At 66.9% G+C, this 16,091-nt stretch carries 13 protein-coding genes; 7 read left to right on the plus strand and 6 right to left on the minus strand.

The window, feature by feature from the left end:
- Window positions 1-61: 61 nt before the first annotated feature.
- From OVY01_RS20175 to OVY01_RS20185, 3 genes are all read right to left on the minus strand, one after another.
- Complete coding sequence (locus OVY01_RS20175) at window positions 62-835, minus strand: IclR family transcriptional regulator (protein WP_267849365.1); 774 nt, start codon at window positions 833-835, stop codon at window positions 62-64.
- Between the two features lie 188 nt (window positions 836-1,023).
- Window positions 1,024-1,245, minus strand: a complete 222-nt coding sequence (locus tag OVY01_RS20180) for a hypothetical protein (protein WP_267849366.1) — start codon at window positions 1,243-1,245, stop codon at window positions 1,024-1,026.
- Window positions 1,246-1,316: 71 nt separating this feature from the next.
- Window positions 1,317-1,991: a histidine phosphatase family protein gene (locus tag OVY01_RS20185; RefSeq protein ID WP_267849367.1), complete on the minus strand. Its 675-nt coding sequence runs from the start codon at window positions 1,989-1,991 to the stop codon at window positions 1,317-1,319.
- A gap of 242 nt (window positions 1,992-2,233) precedes the next feature.
- Here OVY01_RS20185 and OVY01_RS20190 point away from each other — a divergent pair, with 242 nt between their 5' ends.
- Window positions 2,234-2,443 carry a CbtB domain-containing protein gene (locus tag OVY01_RS20190; RefSeq protein WP_267849368.1) on the plus strand — a complete coding sequence of 70 codons (210 nt, stop codon included), beginning with the start codon at window positions 2,234-2,236 and terminating at the stop codon, window positions 2,441-2,443.
- 12 nt (window positions 2,444-2,455) lie between these two features.
- Complete coding sequence (locus tag OVY01_RS20195) at window positions 2,456-3,187, plus strand: CbtA family protein (protein ID WP_267849369.1); 732 nt, start codon at window positions 2,456-2,458, stop codon at window positions 3,185-3,187.
- A 532-nt stretch (window positions 3,188-3,719) separates the two neighbouring features.
- Here OVY01_RS20195 and OVY01_RS23105 read toward each other — a convergent pair.
- A complete protein-coding gene (locus OVY01_RS23105) occupies window positions 3,720-5,528 on the minus strand; it encodes a methyl-accepting chemotaxis protein (protein WP_284700936.1) in 1,809 nt (602 codons plus the stop codon).
- 445 nt (window positions 5,529-5,973) lie between these two features.
- Here OVY01_RS23105 and OVY01_RS20210 point away from each other — a divergent pair, with 445 nt between their 5' ends.
- From OVY01_RS20210 to OVY01_RS20225, 4 genes are all read left to right on the plus strand, one after another.
- Window positions 5,974-7,044, plus strand: coding sequence for a hypothetical protein (locus OVY01_RS20210; protein ID WP_267849370.1), 1,071 nt, complete (start codon window positions 5,974-5,976; stop codon window positions 7,042-7,044).
- 11 nt (window positions 7,045-7,055) lie between these two features.
- Window positions 7,056-7,496: a type 2 periplasmic-binding domain-containing protein gene (locus tag OVY01_RS20215; RefSeq protein WP_267849371.1), complete on the plus strand. Its 441-nt coding sequence runs from the start codon at window positions 7,056-7,058 to the stop codon at window positions 7,494-7,496.
- 76 nt (window positions 7,497-7,572) lie between these two features.
- The gene (locus OVY01_RS20220) at window positions 7,573-10,794 is read left to right on the plus strand and encodes a bifunctional diguanylate cyclase/phosphodiesterase (RefSeq protein ID WP_267849372.1); all 3,222 of its coding nucleotides are present in this window, start codon (window positions 7,573-7,575) and stop codon (window positions 10,792-10,794) included.
- A gap of 68 nt (window positions 10,795-10,862) precedes the next feature.
- A complete protein-coding gene (locus OVY01_RS20225; RefSeq protein ID WP_267849373.1) occupies window positions 10,863-12,659 on the plus strand; it encodes a putative bifunctional diguanylate cyclase/phosphodiesterase in 1,797 nt (598 codons plus the stop codon).
- A gap of 56 nt (window positions 12,660-12,715) precedes the next feature.
- Here the strand turns inward: OVY01_RS20225 and OVY01_RS20230 are convergent, their stop codons facing one another.
- Window positions 12,716-13,561, minus strand: coding sequence for a fumarylacetoacetate hydrolase family protein (locus OVY01_RS20230; RefSeq protein WP_267849374.1), 846 nt, complete (start codon window positions 13,559-13,561; stop codon window positions 12,716-12,718).
- 235 nt (window positions 13,562-13,796) lie between these two features.
- On the opposite strand from OVY01_RS20230, the gene OVY01_RS20235 reads away from it, so the two are divergent.
- A complete protein-coding gene (locus OVY01_RS20235) occupies window positions 13,797-14,246 on the plus strand; it encodes a hypothetical protein (protein ID WP_267849375.1) in 450 nt (149 codons plus the stop codon).
- A 60-nt stretch (window positions 14,247-14,306) separates the two neighbouring features.
- Here the strand turns inward: OVY01_RS20235 and dld are convergent, their stop codons facing one another.
- Window positions 14,307-16,013 carry a D-lactate dehydrogenase gene (dld, locus tag OVY01_RS20240; RefSeq protein ID WP_267849376.1) on the minus strand — a complete coding sequence of 569 codons (1,707 nt, stop codon included), beginning with the start codon at window positions 16,011-16,013 and terminating at the stop codon, window positions 14,307-14,309.
- Between the last annotated feature and the right edge of the window lie 78 nt (window positions 16,014-16,091).

The raw sequence follows: 16,091 nt of genomic DNA on the forward strand, positions 1-16,091 counted from the left end.
GGACGAGGGCGCGTGGGGAAAAAGGGCGCGCCGTGCGGCGCGAAAGCGTGGCGGGCGCCGGCTAGCGCCCTGCGGTCCAGAAGGGATCGCCGACCGCGCGGCCGATGCGTTCCGCCTGGGCGCGCACGCGGGTGGCCAGCGCTTCTTTCGCGTCATGGCTCAGCATGCCGCTGGGAAAGGTCAGGCAGAATGCGAGGCATTCGCCGCTCGCCGGATCCGCGACCGCGCTGCCGATCGAGCAGATGCCGGCGAAGGCTTCGTTTTCCGCGATCGCGAAACGCTCGCGGCGCACGGCATCGAGCGCAGCATGGAGTTCGTCGAGCGTGGCCGGTCCGCCGGGCGGCCGGTGGGCCAGCGGGGACGACAGGCCGGCGGCGAACCGGACGGCGATGGCCGCGCCGCTCTCGCGTGCCAGCAGCGCCCGGCCGGTGGAGGTGGCCCAGGAGGGCGACCGGTGCCCGGGGTTCGTCCGGGCGCGCAGCGGCTGCGAGCCGGGACGCACGCGCAGGGTCATGACGTCGTTGCCTTCCAGCACCGATACGTAACCGGTATGGCCGCTCTCCTCGCCCAAGGCGTCGAGCGCCCGGGCGCACATGTCGATCAATGGCGTGGACGAGCGCACCAGGTGCGCGAGTTCCAGCAGCAGGGGAGCGGGCCGGTAGGCCAGCGTGACGGCGTCGCGCGTGAGCAGGCGTTGCTCGCCCATCTGCCGCAGCACGCGCGACGCGGTGCTTTTGGGCATCTGTAGCGCCTCGACGAGTTCGCTGACGGTCAGCGGCGCCTGGCGGGCGGCCATCAATTGCAGGACGGCGCTGGCGGTTTCGAGAATGCTCATGGAGCAGGTTCCATAAAATGGAACCGGGTTCCATTATCAAAATGGAATTCTATCGAGCGCGCGGCCCTGTCAAAATAAATTTCGGGAAAAGCGGGGAATGGATGGTGCGGCGGTGCGGGGGTGCCGCTGTCCGCGTCGGCCGCATCCGGACGATGCGGCCGGTACGCCGAGAGCCGGTACGTCGAGAATCAGGGTTTCGGTTCCGTCGGGGCCGATGGCGCGTGCGGGGCCTTCAGGGCGCGGCCGATCTTGTGCATGCGGTTGCGGATCGGGTGACGCTTCACATGGTGACGCGGCGGCGTGACTTCCGTCGTGGTCGCGGCGGGGGAGGCCATCTGCGCCTCGGCGGCGAAAGACGCCGTGGCCGATGCCAGGGCCACCAAGGTGGCGACGACAAATTGCTTTTTCATGTTGAACAACCTTTGTTTGATGGAAAGGATGCCGCGAACCCCGTGGCTGCTTCCATCTTAACGCGATTGCGCTATCGCGGGGGTTCCTCGATAGGGGGAGCCACCGAGGGTACCCATCGAGGTTTCCATCCAGGTTCGCGCATATCGTGCCGCCGTTCGAGCGCCATGACGGACAAAGGCGCGACGTCCAGCCGCGCGGCCGCGTCGGGCGTCATCCCGGTACCGCGTAGCGCGCTCGCCCGGATCACGGCGGGATGGGTCACGACGAGAACCGATGCATCTGCGAGGTCTTCGACGTGGCCCGGCGCCGCCGGTGTCTCCGCCAGGGCATGGGCCAGTTGCGCGTCCAGCCAGGCGTCGACCCGTGCGACCACCTGCATGAAGCTCTCGCCCGCGGGGGGCGCCACCGCGACGTCCGTCAGCCAGGCGCGCAAGTGCTCGGGTGCCTCGCGCGCGACGTCCTTGAGCGCACGACCACGCCATTGCCCGTAATCGGTATCCCGCAGCGCGGCCACCACGCGTGGCGTGAGGCCCAGCGCGGCGGCGGTCTGCAATGCCGCCGCCGCCGGGCTGCTGAATACCGCGCCATGTGCCGGATGCGCCAGATGCGCCAGATGCGGCCCGGCGGCGTGCGCGGCGGCGCGGCCGCGCGCGTCGAGATCGTCGTATGCGCCGTGCGCGGGAAAGCGTCCCTGGCGCAAACCGGATGTGGCGCACGCGCAGAGCAGCAGGATCCGGTTCGCCATTGTTCTCCTTTGCATCGACGCCGGCAGTCCGGGGCCGGAAAGCCCCGCAGCGCCGCGGACCGCCACAAAAACAGGCCGCGCGGCGGTTCCGACGTAGAATACCGCACGATGCGCGGAAAGCCGGTGCAAGCCCGGCACGGTCGCGCCACTGTAACCGCTTCGTCCGCGAACCGGAAGTCAGACTCCACGCATCGTTCCTTCGCCACACTTGTCGGGGCGCGTAACCCCTTGGAGATATTCGTATGAATGACGCTGTTTTCGATCCGGCCGTGCAACCCGTGGCATTGCCACTGCGCGAGATCCTGCCCTGGGCGGCGTTCGCCGGCCTGCTGTTGCTGCTGGCGTTGTATTTCGTCGGCGCGGAGCAGGGCGCGACGTCCCTGATCCAGGGCATGGCCGTCCACGAGTTCGTTCACGACGGACGCCATCTGCTCGGCTTTCCGTGTCATTGAACGGGGACGCAGATGGTAGGCAGATTGCTGTTGCGCGGAATGCTGGTCGGCATCCTCGCGGGTCTGATCACGTTCGGTGTCGCGCGGGTTGCCGGTGAACCGCTGGTGGACCGCGCGATCGCGTTCGAACAGACGGAACACGCCGCCGCGCACGAGGCCGAAGAGCCGGAGCTCGTCAGCCGGCACACCCAGGCGAGTTATGGTCTGCTGACGGGCGTCGTGGTCTACGGCGCCGCGCTCGGCGGCCTGTTCGCGCTGACTTTCGCCTATGCGTACGGCCGCAGCGGCCGGTTGACGGCGAAACCGCTGGCGGCATGGCTCGCAGCCGGGGCCTTCGTCGTCCTGGTCGTCGTGCCGGCGCTGAAATATCCGGCGAATCCGCCAGCGGTCGGGGATCCGGGAACGATCGGGCAGCGTACCGGCCTGTATTTCGGGATGCTGGCGGTCTCAATCGCCGCGGCGGTTTTCGCCCTCGGTGTGCGGCGGCGTGCGCTTGTCCGCCTGGGCGCGTGGAATGCCACGGTGCTGGCGGCCCTGGTGTTCGGTGCGGTGATCGCCGCGGTGCAGATCGGGCTGCCGACGATCGACGAAGTGCCCGCCGATTTTCCGGCATCGGTGCTCTGGCGTTTCCGCCTTGCCGCGCTCGGCATGCAGGCGGTTCTGTGGACCACGATCGGCCTGCTGTTCGGCTGGTGGGTGGAAGCGGGACAGCGGCAGGGCCATCTGCGCTTCGGCGCGCACTGATCACCCACCCGAACGCCGCGCGATCGTCATCCCGAATGCAGGGGCGGCGATCGGCGGCTCGATGCCCCGACGAGAGCGGACTTCAACGCGATACGCACGCGGGGAACTCCGCTCTCCTCGCATCAAATTCCGTAATTCTTACCGGCATCGAAATAAAGCTGAAAAAAGTGCTAAAGACCCGCATGGTCCTGCCGTTAGTACGTGGGTAATGTTGGTGCTACGACACTCTATCTTAAAAATAAGAGGGGAAAATCATGCTGCGTGTCTTCCTCATCATTGTCTTGTGCAATGTACTTTTCGTGGTTTGGCGTCTATGGGTCGCTCGCGTCCATCCGCGCGATCCCGAGCCGGCGCAAATCGAGGGAGCGGTCCCTGCCTACCTGGAAAACGCGAAACGCACGACCGGGCAATAAAACCCGCCGCGCCGGGCCGGCTCATCGGCGCGGCGCGGTCGTCGTGGCCGCTATCCGTATTCGTATTTCGCCCGGCCCGTCCGGTGCCGCATTCACGGCGCCGGACGGGCCGCTTCGTTTCAGAAGGCCGTCCACTCGTCGGTGGCCGCCGCGCGGCTGATAGCCGGGATGGCAGCCGGGATGGCCTTCGCGGGCGAGCCCTTGACCGCTACCACGCTCCGTCCCGTCGCCCGCGCCGCCGTGCCAGGGCGTACGACGCCGCGTACGGGCGCGCGCGCCGCGGGTCGCGGCGCATGCGCGAGGGCGCGCGGCGCGTGCGGGGCGGGCGAGAGCCGGGCCGCGGCAGGCGATAGCCGGACGGGTGCGGCGTCGCCGCCGTCCCGGATGTCTCCCACCTGGAAGCGCGCGACTTCGTCGATCAGGCGCGTGGCCTGGTCGTGCAGCGATTGCGCCGCGGCGCTGGCTTCCTCGACCAGGGCGGCATTCTGCTGCGTGACTTCGTCCATTTGCGAGACTGCCTGCGACACCTGGCCGATGCCTTCCGACTGTTCGTTCGAGGCGGCGGCGATCTCCTGCATGATGTCGTTGACGCGCTGGACCGAGGCGGTGACCTCGGACATGCTGCGGCCCGCCTCGTCCGCAAGACCACTGCCCAGCGCGACCCGCCCGCTGGAGGTATCGATCAATCCCTTGATGTCCTTCGCCGCGGCGGCCGAGCGCTGCGCGAGCGTACGGACTTCGGAGGCGACCACCGCGAAGCCCCGGCCCTGTTCTCCTGCCCGCGCGGCTTCCACCGCGGCATTGAGGGCGAGGATGTTCGTCTGGAACGCGATGCTTTCGATGAGCCCGGTGATGGCGGCCATCTCGCCCGAACTCGCGCCGATTTCCCTCATCGTGTCGATGACCCGGCCAACCACTTCGCGGCCCTGTTCTGCGGTATCGCGCGCGCCGCCCGCCAGCGAACTTGCCTGGCGCGCGTTCTCGGTATTGCGGCGGACCGTGTCGGTGAGTTCGGACATGCTGGAGGCGGTTTCCTGGAGCGCGGACGCCTGCTCCTCGGTGCGGTGCGACAGATCCGCGTTGCCCGAGGCGATCTGATGCGCGGCGGCGGAGATGGACTCGCTGCCCTGGCGCACCGCGCCCACGGTCTGACGCAACCCGGCCTGCATCGCCGCCAGGCCGTTCAGGATGTCGCCCATTTCGTCTTCCCGATGCGCGCGGATCGGCCGCGTCAGGTTTCCGGCGGCGATTGCCGAAAAATGCTCGAGCGTTGACGCGATCGGCCCGAGGATGGCCCTGCGCAGCGACACGTAACAGGCCAGCGCGGCAAACAGACCCACCACCAGCAAGGCGATCGACGCGTTGCGCATCAGCGCGTAGTGATCCTGCGACTGCGCATACAGGGCCGCGGCCGACGTTTCCTGGAATTTCTTCAGCTTCTCCGCGCTGTTCGACATCTTTTCATAGATGAGCGTGAGGTCGCGCATCGCGGTCAGCGTGCCTTCGCGGTCATTGGCCTGGATCGCCGCCACGGTCTTGTCGACCTGGGACTCGACCGCGGTCATCGACTGGGAGAAATCCTGCGCCAGCGCGGTTTCCTCGCCATCGCGCGGCAGCGACAGATAGCGTTGCAGGGCCGCCAGCGTGGGCGCACGCCGTGCCTGCGCGCGGTTCAGGCGTTCGAGCGCTTCGGGCGTGCCCATCGTGATCGCCGCGCGATCGATGCTCAGCCGCTGACGGGCGACGCCGATTTCCGCCTCGGCGATCGCCGCGCTGCTGGGCAGCTCGTCGCTGAAGACCGACAGCGTCGTCTGATTGGCCGTACGCGTCGCGAGCAATCCCAGCATGCTGATCGCGAACGACAGCGCGGCGAGCAAACCTAGCGCGTACGCAACACGTGCGCGGATGGTAAGGCGAAGAAAGGGCATAGGGTGCCACGCAGGAAGAGGAAGTTGTGTACAGGTGGTCGCGACCACAATCGCTGCGCCACCCGGCAGGGCATGTGACCGCATGACACGCCTCCCTCAGGTTAGCGGCCTGATTTCGCGAGAACTTGAGCCGGTCTCTGCCGCAATAACCTTCCCGGCGCCGCATGACCGTCCTGTTTCCCCTTCTTCCGGTCCCCGGATGAAACTTACGATTCTCATCAAGTCTGGGCCGCCCACGCCGTTATAGGGAAAGGAACCACGGGTGCCGGCACGATCCCGCCCCGGTGCGTGTTCCACACGGTTTCTCGAAATCTCGTCCCGCCACGGCGGCGGCGGGTATCAGGGATGAACGGAGGCCCGGCGCGAGAGCGCGGGATCTTTTCTTGGTGGCAGGAAAATGGGTCAGAACGTAAGAAAAAGAGTGCGCATCCTGGGTCTGGCAGCCATGTCGATACTGACAGGCGGCGCGACGTCGCACGCCTGCGCCGAGGGCCTGGCCGACATTTTTTCCGTCAGCGGCTTCGGCACGCTGGGCGTCACGCATTCCTCGCTGGATACCGCCGACTTCGCCAGCACCGCGTTCGAACCGAACGGCGCCGGCCACAGCCGTCGCTACGATGTCACCGGCGACAGCACGCTGGGCGTTCAGGTCAATGCCCAGTTCACCGACAAACTCTCCGCTGTGGTGCAGGTCGTTTCCGTGCATCGCTACGACAATACGTTCCAGCCCGAGGTCGAATGGGCGAACGTCAAATATGCATTCACGCCGGATTTCAGCGTGCGGGTGGGACGTATCGAGCTGCCCACCTTCCTGACCTCCGACTACCGCGACGTCGGTTATGCCAACCCGTGGGTGCGGGTGCCGGCGGAGGTTTACAACAATGAGCCGATCACGCACAGCGACGGTGCCGATCTGTCCTACCGCATGCACCTGGGCAGCGTATCGAACACCGTGCGGATACTGTACGGCTACTCCACCTTCCATATCAATCCGGGCGCCTATCGCACGACCGGGCAGGGCATCGTGGGCCTGTTCGATACGGTCGAATACGGTGCCGTGACGGCCCGGATCGGCTACATGCACGGCACCGTGACGCTCGGCGCGCTGGGCTACAAAACGACGTCGTCGGTGTATAGCGCCGCGCTGGCGTACGACCCGGGCAGTTGGTTCCTGCAAGCCGAGGTCGCGCGGGTGACCACGCAGGGTTTGACCCCCGGCTATCTGAGCGGCTATCTGACCGCGGGCTACCGCGTCGGCCACTTCACGCCCTATGTCACGTATGCGCAGGCCCATTCGCTTGGAAATCCGACGCTCGGCTACAACACGAATACCGGTCAGCGGGATCTGTCGGCCGGCGTGCGATGGGACGTATACAAGAACGTCGATCTGAAATTGCAGTTCGATCATGTGTGGCTGCCTTCGAATTCGACCGGCTCGTTCGTCAACGTTCAGCCGCAGTACCGTCTTGGCACCGGCACCAATGTCATGGCGCTCGTCCTGGACTTTGTCTTCTGATGCGCACGCTCATGGAAACCGTACAAAGCCGTTTGCGGATTTATGCCGTCCTGCTCCTGTTGTCCGGCGCCGTTCTGCCGGCGGCGCGCGCGGAACTCGTCGTCGTCGTCTCGGAAAAGAATCCGCTGGCCACCCTGACCGAGGATCAGGTCGCCGACATCTTCCTGGGGCGCACCGGCTATTTCCCGGGGGGCGGCCCCGCCACGCCGATCGACCAGTCCGACGATTCGCCCAGCCGCGCCGAGTTCTACCGGACGACCACCGGCAAGTCGCCGGCGCAATTGAAGGTCTACTGGTCCAAACTGATCTTCACGGGCCGTGGTCAGCCGCCACGCGAAGTGGGCGACGCCGCGGCCGTGAAGAAGCTGCTGATCGCGCGGCCCGATACGATCGGCTATATCGACAGCGGCGAACAGGATCCCCGGCTGAAAGTCATACGGATAGTGCCGTGACGACGCCAGGGCATGCAGACTCCCCCATGCGGGCGACCCGGCATCGCTCGGGCGGACCGTCGGACAATCGAATCGCATGAGCAGCCCCATCGAAATGAACGGCGCGACCGTCGCATCCTTTCGCCGTCGCCGGCTGCGCCGCATATTGGTGCCCGCCTTGCGTCGCGTGCTCGAGGCGCATGTCCTGTTTCCGCTGTTTTCCCTGCTGCTGTTGATCGTCGGCTGGACGGCCGTGGTCCATCTGATCGATGTCGAGCGGGGTGCGGCGATCCGCGCGACGGCCGAACTGAGCCGGGAACTGGCCGACACCTACGAAGCGCAGATGGTGCGCAATCTCGCCGCCATCGACCAGACCCTGAAAACCGTCAAGTACGCGTACGAGCTGAAGGGCGCGCCGGCGCTTCGCGAATTGCAGGACAAGGGGCTGCTGCCCTCGCCGATCGTCTTCGAAGTCGCCGTTGCCTCCGAGAACGGCGCGTTGATGGTCGCCTCGCGCCCCCAGTACCGGGGCAGCATCGCCGGTTCGCGCGTGTTCCGCAACGAGCGGGAGCGGGAGGCCGAAGATGCCGAGGCGACGCCGATGGTGTCACGGGTGGAACGGAACGACGTCACCGGCCAGGTCGAGATCACGTTCAGCCGCCGCTTGCGCGGCGCGCGCGGCGGCTTTGGCGGGATCGTCATGGTGTCGGTCGACCCGGCGTATTTCACCAGCGGCTACGATACCGCGCGCATGGGCACGACCGGCCTGCTGGCGCTGCTCGGCAGCGATGGCATCGTGCGCGCCCGGCAGGTCGGCGAAGAGATTTCGTGGGGCGAGTCCCTGTCCGCCGAAACGATGCGCACCGCACTCGTCGCCACCAGCGATCAGGCGCAGGTACGCGAGTGGGACGATGGCGTGCAGCGGTATACCAATGTGCATGTATTGCACGGCTTCCCGCTGCTCGCGGTGGTCGGCCTGGGCGCGGACGAGCAGTGCGCGCAATTCCGGCATCACCGCGCCACCTATCTGATCGAGGCGGTCATCGCCAGCATGCTGCTGATGTCGCTGGCGTTCATCCTCAGCCGTACCAGCTGGCAACTGAGCGTGAGCCGCAAACGCGCACGGCAGGCCGAGCAAACTTTCTACGCCGCATCGGAAAACAGTCTGGATGCGTTTTTCTTCCTGCATAGCGAAAAGGATGCGCACGGCCGGATCGACGACTTCGTGCTGCGCGAGACGAATCGCCGCGGTATCGAACTCTCGGGTCTCGCGCGCGAGCACCTGCTCGGGAGAACGCTCGACGTCGCATTTCCCGGCTTTCGTCAGAACGGCATGTTCGAGGCCCTGATCGGGGTCGTCGAGACCGGTGTGGTCGAGGAGCATGAGTGGCTGCATGCGCGCGGCGACGCGTCGTTCGTCTGGTTGCACCGGCAGGTCGTGCGCGTGGAGGACGGCGTGGTCGCGATCGTGCGCGACATCAGCGCGCGTAAGGGCGCGGAGTCCCGCCGGATCGAACAGAACCGGGTGCTGGAGATGATCGCGACGAGCACGCCGCTCAAGGACGTGTTGGGCCACCTGATGCTGCTGGTCGAAGCCCAGATCCCCAATGCGCGCTGCGCGGCGCTGTTGCCCGACGAAGACGGCGAGCACCTCGCGGTCTGGGCGGCGCCCGGACTGCCGGACCGGTACGCGAAGCGCGTGCACGGCGCGCCGATCGGCGCGCATGCCGGCCCGGGAGGGCGGGCGATCTACAGCCGTCGTCCGGTGATCGCCGTCGACCTTGCGCAGGATCCGGACACCGTCGACCATATCACGGTGTCCGGACTGCACGGCATCGCAGGGTGCTGGGGCTATCCGGTCCTGTCGCCGGAAGGTGTCGCGCTCGGCGCGCTGACGTTTTATCTGCGCGTCGCCCACGCGCCGGACGCGGATGAACTGCAGGTGATCGCCATGGCCACCCGGATCGCCGGCATCGCGATCGAACGCAGCCAGGCGGAAGCGCGCATTCATCACATGGCCACGCACGATGCCCTGACCGGCCTGCCGAACCGCGCCCTGCTTGCCGACCGGCTGGATCAGGTACTGCTGCAAGCGCAGCGCTACGAACGCGGCGTCACGGTCGTGTTCATCGATCTCGACAACTTCAAGCTCATCAACGACAGCCTGGGACACCACGCCGGCGACGATCTCCTGAAACAGCTGGCGAGCCGGATGGTGAACTGCCTGCGCCGCACGGATACGGTCGTCCGGCTCGGCGGAGACGAATTCGTCATCGTCCTGTTCAACCAGGAGCAGGGCGACGAAAACATCCTGCCATCGATCGAGAAGATCCGGGAGGCCCTGCTCGACCCGGTCGATCTGGCCGGTCAGACCTATCGCGTGACGTGCAGCATGGGGCTCGCGACCTATCCGGCGGACGGCGCGGATGCGGAGACCCTGCTGATGAATGCCGACGCGGCCATGTACCGCGCCAAGGAACTGGGACGCAACAACTATCAGTTCTATACCCGCAACATGAACGAGCGGATCCACGAGAAGCTGGACCTGCAAAGCGCGTTGCGCCAGGCGATCGCCAACGACGAATTCACGTTGCTGTATCAGCCGCAGGTCGATCTGAAATCCGAGCGCATCTTCGGCGTGGAGGCATTGCTGCGGTGGGAGCATCCCGAGAAAGGCACGATCATGCCCGGCGATTTCATCCCGATCGCCGAGGAAACCGGCTTGATCGTGGCGATCGACGAGTGGGTACTGCGCGCGGCCTGCGCGCAAAACAAGGCCTGGCAGGACGCGGGAATGCCCATGCTCACGATGTCCGTCAACGTCTCCGGAAAACAGTTCCTGCAGTCGGACTGGAGCACGCGCGTCTCGAACGTTCTCCGCGAGACGGGACTGGCGGCCTGTTATCTGGAGCTGGAAGTGAGCGAGGCCGCCATCATGCAGGACATCGGTGCGGCGATCGCGACGATGCGCGCGCTTCAGGCCGAAGGCATCCGTCTGGCCATCGACGATTTCGGCGCAGGCTATTCCAGCCTGACCGCGCTGGCGCACTATCCCGTCGTCCGCCTGAAGCTCGATCAAGCGTTCGTGCAGGCGCTGCCGGGAAGCGCCGACGACAGCGCGATCGCCCGCGAGGTCATCCGCCTGGGACAGCAGTTCGATCTCTCGGTCATTGCCGAGGGCGTGGAGAACGCGGCGCAGTCGCAGTTCCTGCGCGAGAACGACTGTCACGAAATGCAGGGCTATCACTACAGCCGGCCGATGCCGGCCGCCGCCCTGGAAGTACTGTTGCGCGAACCTTTCCGCTGGAGTGCCACGTGACGACGCGATCACGCACCCGCCGGGCGGTTCACGCCGTTATCGACATGATCATCGCTGGAGAGCAGGGAATGCATTTGGAACGACTGGTCCACATACGAATAAGAGTGCTGACGCTGCTCGCCGTCACCTTGCTGACGATGTTCGGTTTGTCGGTCTTCTGGGAATTCTCCGGCGAAGCGGCCATCACGCGCGTCATGGGGTGGTCCTACGAAGCCACCTTCGAAAACGCCGAGCGCTGGCGGTTCATCCTGACGACGACGGCGTTCTCGGCGTTATCGCTGCTCGCACCCCTGCTGGTGCTCTACCGCCTGATGCGCAAACAACGCCTGGCCTTCAATGCGATGACGCGCGCGCGGGCGGACGCCGAGCGGCTCGCCCGGCTCGACCCGCTGACCGGGCTGCCGAACCGCCGCGTGTTCCTCGCTTGCCTCGACGAGGCCGTGAAGACCCATGCCGCGACGCTGGCGGTGCTGTTGATCGATCTGGATCATTTCAAATCGATCAACGACGAGGCCGGGCATCTGGTCGGCGATCACGTGCTGTGCGCGAGCGCGCGCCGCATCGCCGCCGCCCTGCCGCTGGACAATGCGATGGTGGCGCGTCTGGGCGGCGACGAGTTTGCGATCGCCATCTGGGGCAACCGCGGCAGCCAGGCCATCGTCCAGCTGGGCGAGCATCTGGGCAGCCTGCTGTCCGTGCCGATCATCGCGGATCCGACGACGCTGCCGGTATCGATCACGGCGACGGTGGGCGCCAGCATGGCGCAAAGCGCGGATCAGTCGGCGATCGAACTCATGCGCCGGGCGGACCGCGCGATGTATCGCGGCAAGCGCGCCGGGCGCGGCTCCTTCAATCTCTACGACGACCGGCTCGAACAGCATGCCGCGGACTATGCGAACGCCCGCCAGCGGGAAACGCATCGGCGCTACGACCGGCTCGTGCAGGCGCTGGACCGGGGCCTGGTGGTCCCGCATTTCCAGCCGCTGGTCTGTCTGACCAGCCGCATGTTGATCGGTTTCGAGGTGCTGGCGCGCTGGCACGACGCGGAGCGCGGGCCGATCGGCCCCGACGAATTCATCGCGACGGCCGAGCAGCACGATCTGATCGGCCGGCTGACCTCGCAGATCATCCGCCAGGCATGCGAGGCCGCGGTGCAGTGGCCGGGCGGTTTCACGCTCGCCTTCAATGCCAGCGGCATTCAGTTCCGCGACGGCAGCCTGCCGGAGATCCTGCGCGCGGCGGCGGTGCCGAGCGGTTTCCCGCTCGACCGCATCCAGGTCGAGATCACGGAAGGCGTGGTGATCGAGGACGTGGCAACCACGCTCGACGCCGTGCACGAACTCGAGGCAATGGGCGTGAGCATCGTCCTGGACGATTTCGGCACCGGGTTTTCGAGCCTGTCGCGGCTGCACACGCTGCCGTTCAAGAAGATCAAGGTCGACCGCAGTTTCGTTCACGTCATGCTGACCGACCACGGCAGCCGCAAGATCGTCGACGCGGTGGTGGGCCTGGGCCATAGCCTGGGACTGACGACGATCGGCGAGGGCGTGGAAACCGAGGAACAGGCCACGATGCTGACGCGGCTCGGCTGCGACATCGGCCAGGGCTGGCTGTTCGGCCGGCCGATGGCGGCGTCCGATGTGCCGACCTATCTCGGTTCGATCGGCCAGACCAGCGCGCCGGGCGGTGTCGGTGCCGCGGTAGCGGCCGCTGCCACCGCGGTGGCAGCCACCGCCATCGCGGCCACCGCGGCCACGGCCGCCGCGATGGCGCACGTCGCCACGCTGGACCCGACGCTCGACGCCGTGCCGGACTGGCGGGCGCCGGATGTCGTGGCAGGCGTGAAGCTCATCGCCCGCTCCTGACCGCCAGCTGGGTCAGGCGGCAAGCAGGGCGGCGGACCCGCCGCCGGCATCGACGCTCACGCGTCGACGGTACGCTGCCGTTGTTCGCCCAGGCCGTCGATTCCCAGGCGCATCGTCTGGCCGGCGCGCAGGAACACCGGTTCGGGCTTGTGCCCCATGCCGACACCGGGCGGGGTCCCCGTCGCGATCACGTCCCCGGGTTGCAGGCTCATGAACTGACTCAGATAGGACACGAGGTGTGCCACGCCGAAGATCATCGTGCTCGTGTTGCCGTTCTGATGACGGGTCCCGTCGACCTCCAGCCAGAGCGCCAGCCGCTGCGGGTCGGCGACCTCGTCGGCGGTCACCAGCCAGGGCCCGATCGGCCCGAACGTGTCGCAGCCCTTGCCCTTGTCCCAGGTGCCGCCGCGCTCGATCTGGTACGACCGCTCGGAAACGTCGTTGACGATACAGTAGCCGGCCACGTGCGCGAGCGCATCGGCCTCCTCGATGTAGGCGCCACCCTTGCCGATGACCACGCCCAGTTCGACTTCCCAGTCCGTCTTGCGCGAGCCGCGCGGAATCTTCACATCGTCGTTCGGGCCGACCACGGCCGATAGCCACTTGTTGAAGACGATGGGTTCGCCGGGCAGCGGCATCCCGGCTTCGGCGGCATGGTCGGCATAGTTCAGGCCGATACAGACGAACTTGCCGATGCGTCCGACACAGGGGCCGATGCGTGTATCGGCCGGCACCGCCGGCAGACTTGTCAGATCGACGTCGCGCAGTCGGGCGAGCGCTTCCGGCAGTAGCGCGTCGCCGGCGAGGTCGTCGATCACCGACGACAGGTCACGCACGATGTGTCGATCGTCGAGCGCGCCGGGCTTTTCCTGTCCCGGGGCGCCGAATCGCAGCAGTTTCATGATGGTTCCTCCAACGTTCAGCATGCCGGCATCGAACGCCCGGCAAAAGGGCCGCGTGGTACGCGAACGGATAGGAACAGGGTAACCCGTATGGCGAATACCCGTCATGAGGCCGCGGTCGGCGCTGCGCCGTCCGGCGACGGCGCTTGCGGCAAGGTGATGCTGTTCCGGCTGGCTTAGAATGGTGAGGCGGACATATCGCCCGCCTCACCATTCACGGTAAAAAGGGGATTGCATGACGCTGACCCGATGGTTTCAACGCGCGGCCGTTTCCGGCGGTCTCGCGGCGGTGAGTTCGGCCGCCACGGCCGCGCAGTGCGCGCGCGTCGCGGGCGCGACGGGCTGTGCGCCGCTCAATGCGGTCACCCATTGCCTGTGGCCGGACACGGCATTCGCCCAGTTCCGTCCCAGCCTGCGGTACACGGCGACCGGAGCGGCGATCCATGCCGGCAGCGGCGTCTTCTGGGGCCTGCTGTTCGAGGCGTTGTGTGGCGACGCGCCTTCGGTGTCCCAGGCGGCGGGCGCCGCCGCGGCCACCGCCGCCGTGGCCTATGTGGTCGATTACCATGTCGTCCCCGAGCGGGTCACGCCGGGGTTCGAGGCGCATCTGCCGCGCCGCTCGTTCGCCTGGGTGTATGGGGCGCTGGGTCTCGGACTGTTCGGCGCCGCCTGCCTGCGCCGATAGAAGGCGCATCCCGGGGCATTGCCGTGATCGTTGCCATTGCAGCCGGCGGTGCGCGCCGGCTCAGGAAGTCGCCGATTCCCGGTAACCGGCGAACTTGGCGGTCTTGCCGATCCCGGGATTGAAACAGTTGCACGGGTCGAGTTCCTGGTAGAACGCCTGCAGCGCAGGCTTCGCCTGGTACAGGTGGCCGACGTTGTGCTCGGCCGGATACTCCGCGCCGCGCGCGTCGAGCAACGCCCACAGCCGGTGTTCGAGCGCCAGGCAGTCCTGGCCCTTGCGCACGATGTAATCCTGGTGGAAGACATGGCACAGGAAGTGACCGTAATAGAGCTTGCGTGAAATCGCCTGATCGATTTCGGGCGGCAACGTTTCCTGCCACTCCGGGTCATTGCGCCGCAGCGCGATGTCGAGCGCGACGATATCCTCGACATCCGCGCTGTGGACGGCGCGGTAGCGGACCGCGGCGCTGGCCGCCGCAAACCGGTGCAGAAAGGCTTTCCTGCCCTCCTGGTCCGAGCATTCGAAGAAATCGGCCGCGGTGCCGGACAGCGTCGTCCGCAAATAATCGTGTGCCTCGTCGGCGCCTTGCGCGCTGACCTTCAGCATCAGGTGATGCGCGAAGCGCTCGCGATACGCCTTCATGCGCGGCGGCAGATGGCTCGGAAACAGGCGGCTCGCGGCTTGCAGCAGCCTGTCGCTCAGATGCGCGGGCAGGCCGAGGCGATCGAACAGCGCGTCGCAACGCGCCTTCAGCGCGAACATCCCCGGCAGGCGCCGCGTGCCGAGATGGTCGATCATCAGGAAAAGATCCTTGCCGTACTGCTCCGCGATGTCGAACGCGTCGCGGTGCAGGTATTCGCCGGCGATCGGCAGATGCACGAAGTCCCGCAGGATGTCGCGACGCATCCGGGTCAGGTCCTCTGCCGCGTTCGTGCCGATATAGAACACCCGCGCGCCGGCGTCGCTTGCGAACGTGTCCAGACGCACGCCGAACACCATCAGTTTTCCCGCGGAACCGGCGGCCTCGTGCAGGCGGCGCGGATCGGCGTTGTAACGGGCCGGCGTCGCGGAATCGATCTGCCGCACATGCGTCGCGTACTCGTGGTCGGATGCCGCGGCGGTGCCATGATGGATGTCGCTCTCCGGAAAATGGCCGCGCTCCAGGCGTTCCAGGATCCGTTCGGGCGTGTCGCCAAGGTCGATGCCGATATGGTTGACGAGCCGCAGATGCCCGGCCGCGTCGACCCGCGCATACACCGCCAGTTCCGTGTAGGCCGGCCCCCGGTGCACGAGTGCGCCTCCCGAGTTGTTGCACACGCCGCCGAAAACCGATGCGCCGATGCACGACGAGCCGATCACCGAGTGCGGTTCGCGCCCGAAGGGCTTGAGCGCGTGTTCGAGCTGATCCAGCGTCGCGCCGGGCAGGCAGACGACCTGCTTCGCATCGGAAATCACGTGCAGGGTGCGCAGGCGCGTCGTGCTGACGATCACGACCGGGCGGTCGTAGCCGTCGCCATCCGGCGTCGAACCGCCCGTCAGGCCCGTGTTCGCTGCCTGCGTGATGACGATGACGTTGGCGCGCAGACAGGCTTCGAGCGTCCGCCATTGCTCCACCAGCGAGCCGGGCCGCACGACCGCGAGCGCCGCGCCGGCGCCGAAGCGGTAACCGGTGCGATAACGCTGCGTGGCGCGGGGGGCGGTCAGCACGTGATCGTTGCCGACGATCGATTGCAACGTGCCGACGAGATCGTGCGTGGCGTCCGGCATCCTGTCCTCCGAAGTGGCATGGACGTCGACGCGGCGCCTGCCGCGGCCGGTCGACGCGTGCGGTCCACCGATTGTAGC

Source organism: Robbsia betulipollinis (assembly GCF_026624755.1).
Taxonomy (GTDB): Bacteria; Pseudomonadota; Gammaproteobacteria; order Burkholderiales; family Burkholderiaceae; genus Robbsia; species Robbsia betulipollinis.

What these genes read in the sequence shown, in the direction of transcription:
- OVY01_RS20175 (WP_267849365.1), bottom strand. Translation starts at nt 835, where the DNA reads ATGAGCATTCTCGAAACCGCCAGCGCCGTCCTGCAATTGATGGCCGCC.
- OVY01_RS20180 (WP_267849366.1), bottom strand. Translation starts at nt 1,245, where the DNA reads ATGAAAAAGCAATTTGTCGTCGCCACCTTGGTGGCCCTGGCATCGGCC.
- OVY01_RS20185 (WP_267849367.1), bottom strand. Translation starts at nt 1,991, where the DNA reads ATGGCGAACCGGATCCTGCTGCTCTGCGCGTGCGCCACATCCGGTTTG.
- OVY01_RS20190 (WP_267849368.1), top strand. Translation starts at nt 2,234, where the DNA reads ATGAATGACGCTGTTTTCGATCCGGCCGTGCAACCCGTGGCATTGCCA.
- OVY01_RS20195 (WP_267849369.1), top strand. Translation starts at nt 2,456, where the DNA reads ATGGTAGGCAGATTGCTGTTGCGCGGAATGCTGGTCGGCATCCTCGCG.
- OVY01_RS23105 (WP_284700936.1), bottom strand. Translation starts at nt 5,528, where the DNA reads ATGCCCTTTCTTCGCCTTACCATCCGCGCACGTGTTGCGTACGCGCTA.
- OVY01_RS20210 (WP_267849370.1), top strand. Translation starts at nt 5,974, where the DNA reads ATGTCGATACTGACAGGCGGCGCGACGTCGCACGCCTGCGCCGAGGGC.
- OVY01_RS20215 (WP_267849371.1), top strand. Translation starts at nt 7,056, where the DNA reads ATGGAAACCGTACAAAGCCGTTTGCGGATTTATGCCGTCCTGCTCCTG.
- OVY01_RS20220 (WP_267849372.1), top strand. Translation starts at nt 7,573, where the DNA reads ATGAGCAGCCCCATCGAAATGAACGGCGCGACCGTCGCATCCTTTCGC.
- OVY01_RS20225 (WP_267849373.1), top strand. Translation starts at nt 10,863, where the DNA reads ATGCATTTGGAACGACTGGTCCACATACGAATAAGAGTGCTGACGCTG.
- OVY01_RS20230 (WP_267849374.1), bottom strand. Translation starts at nt 13,561, where the DNA reads ATGAAACTGCTGCGATTCGGCGCCCCGGGACAGGAAAAGCCCGGCGCG.
- OVY01_RS20235 (WP_267849375.1), top strand. Translation starts at nt 13,797, where the DNA reads ATGACGCTGACCCGATGGTTTCAACGCGCGGCCGTTTCCGGCGGTCTC.
- dld (WP_267849376.1), bottom strand. Translation starts at nt 16,013, where the DNA reads ATGCCGGACGCCACGCACGATCTCGTCGGCACGTTGCAATCGATCGTC.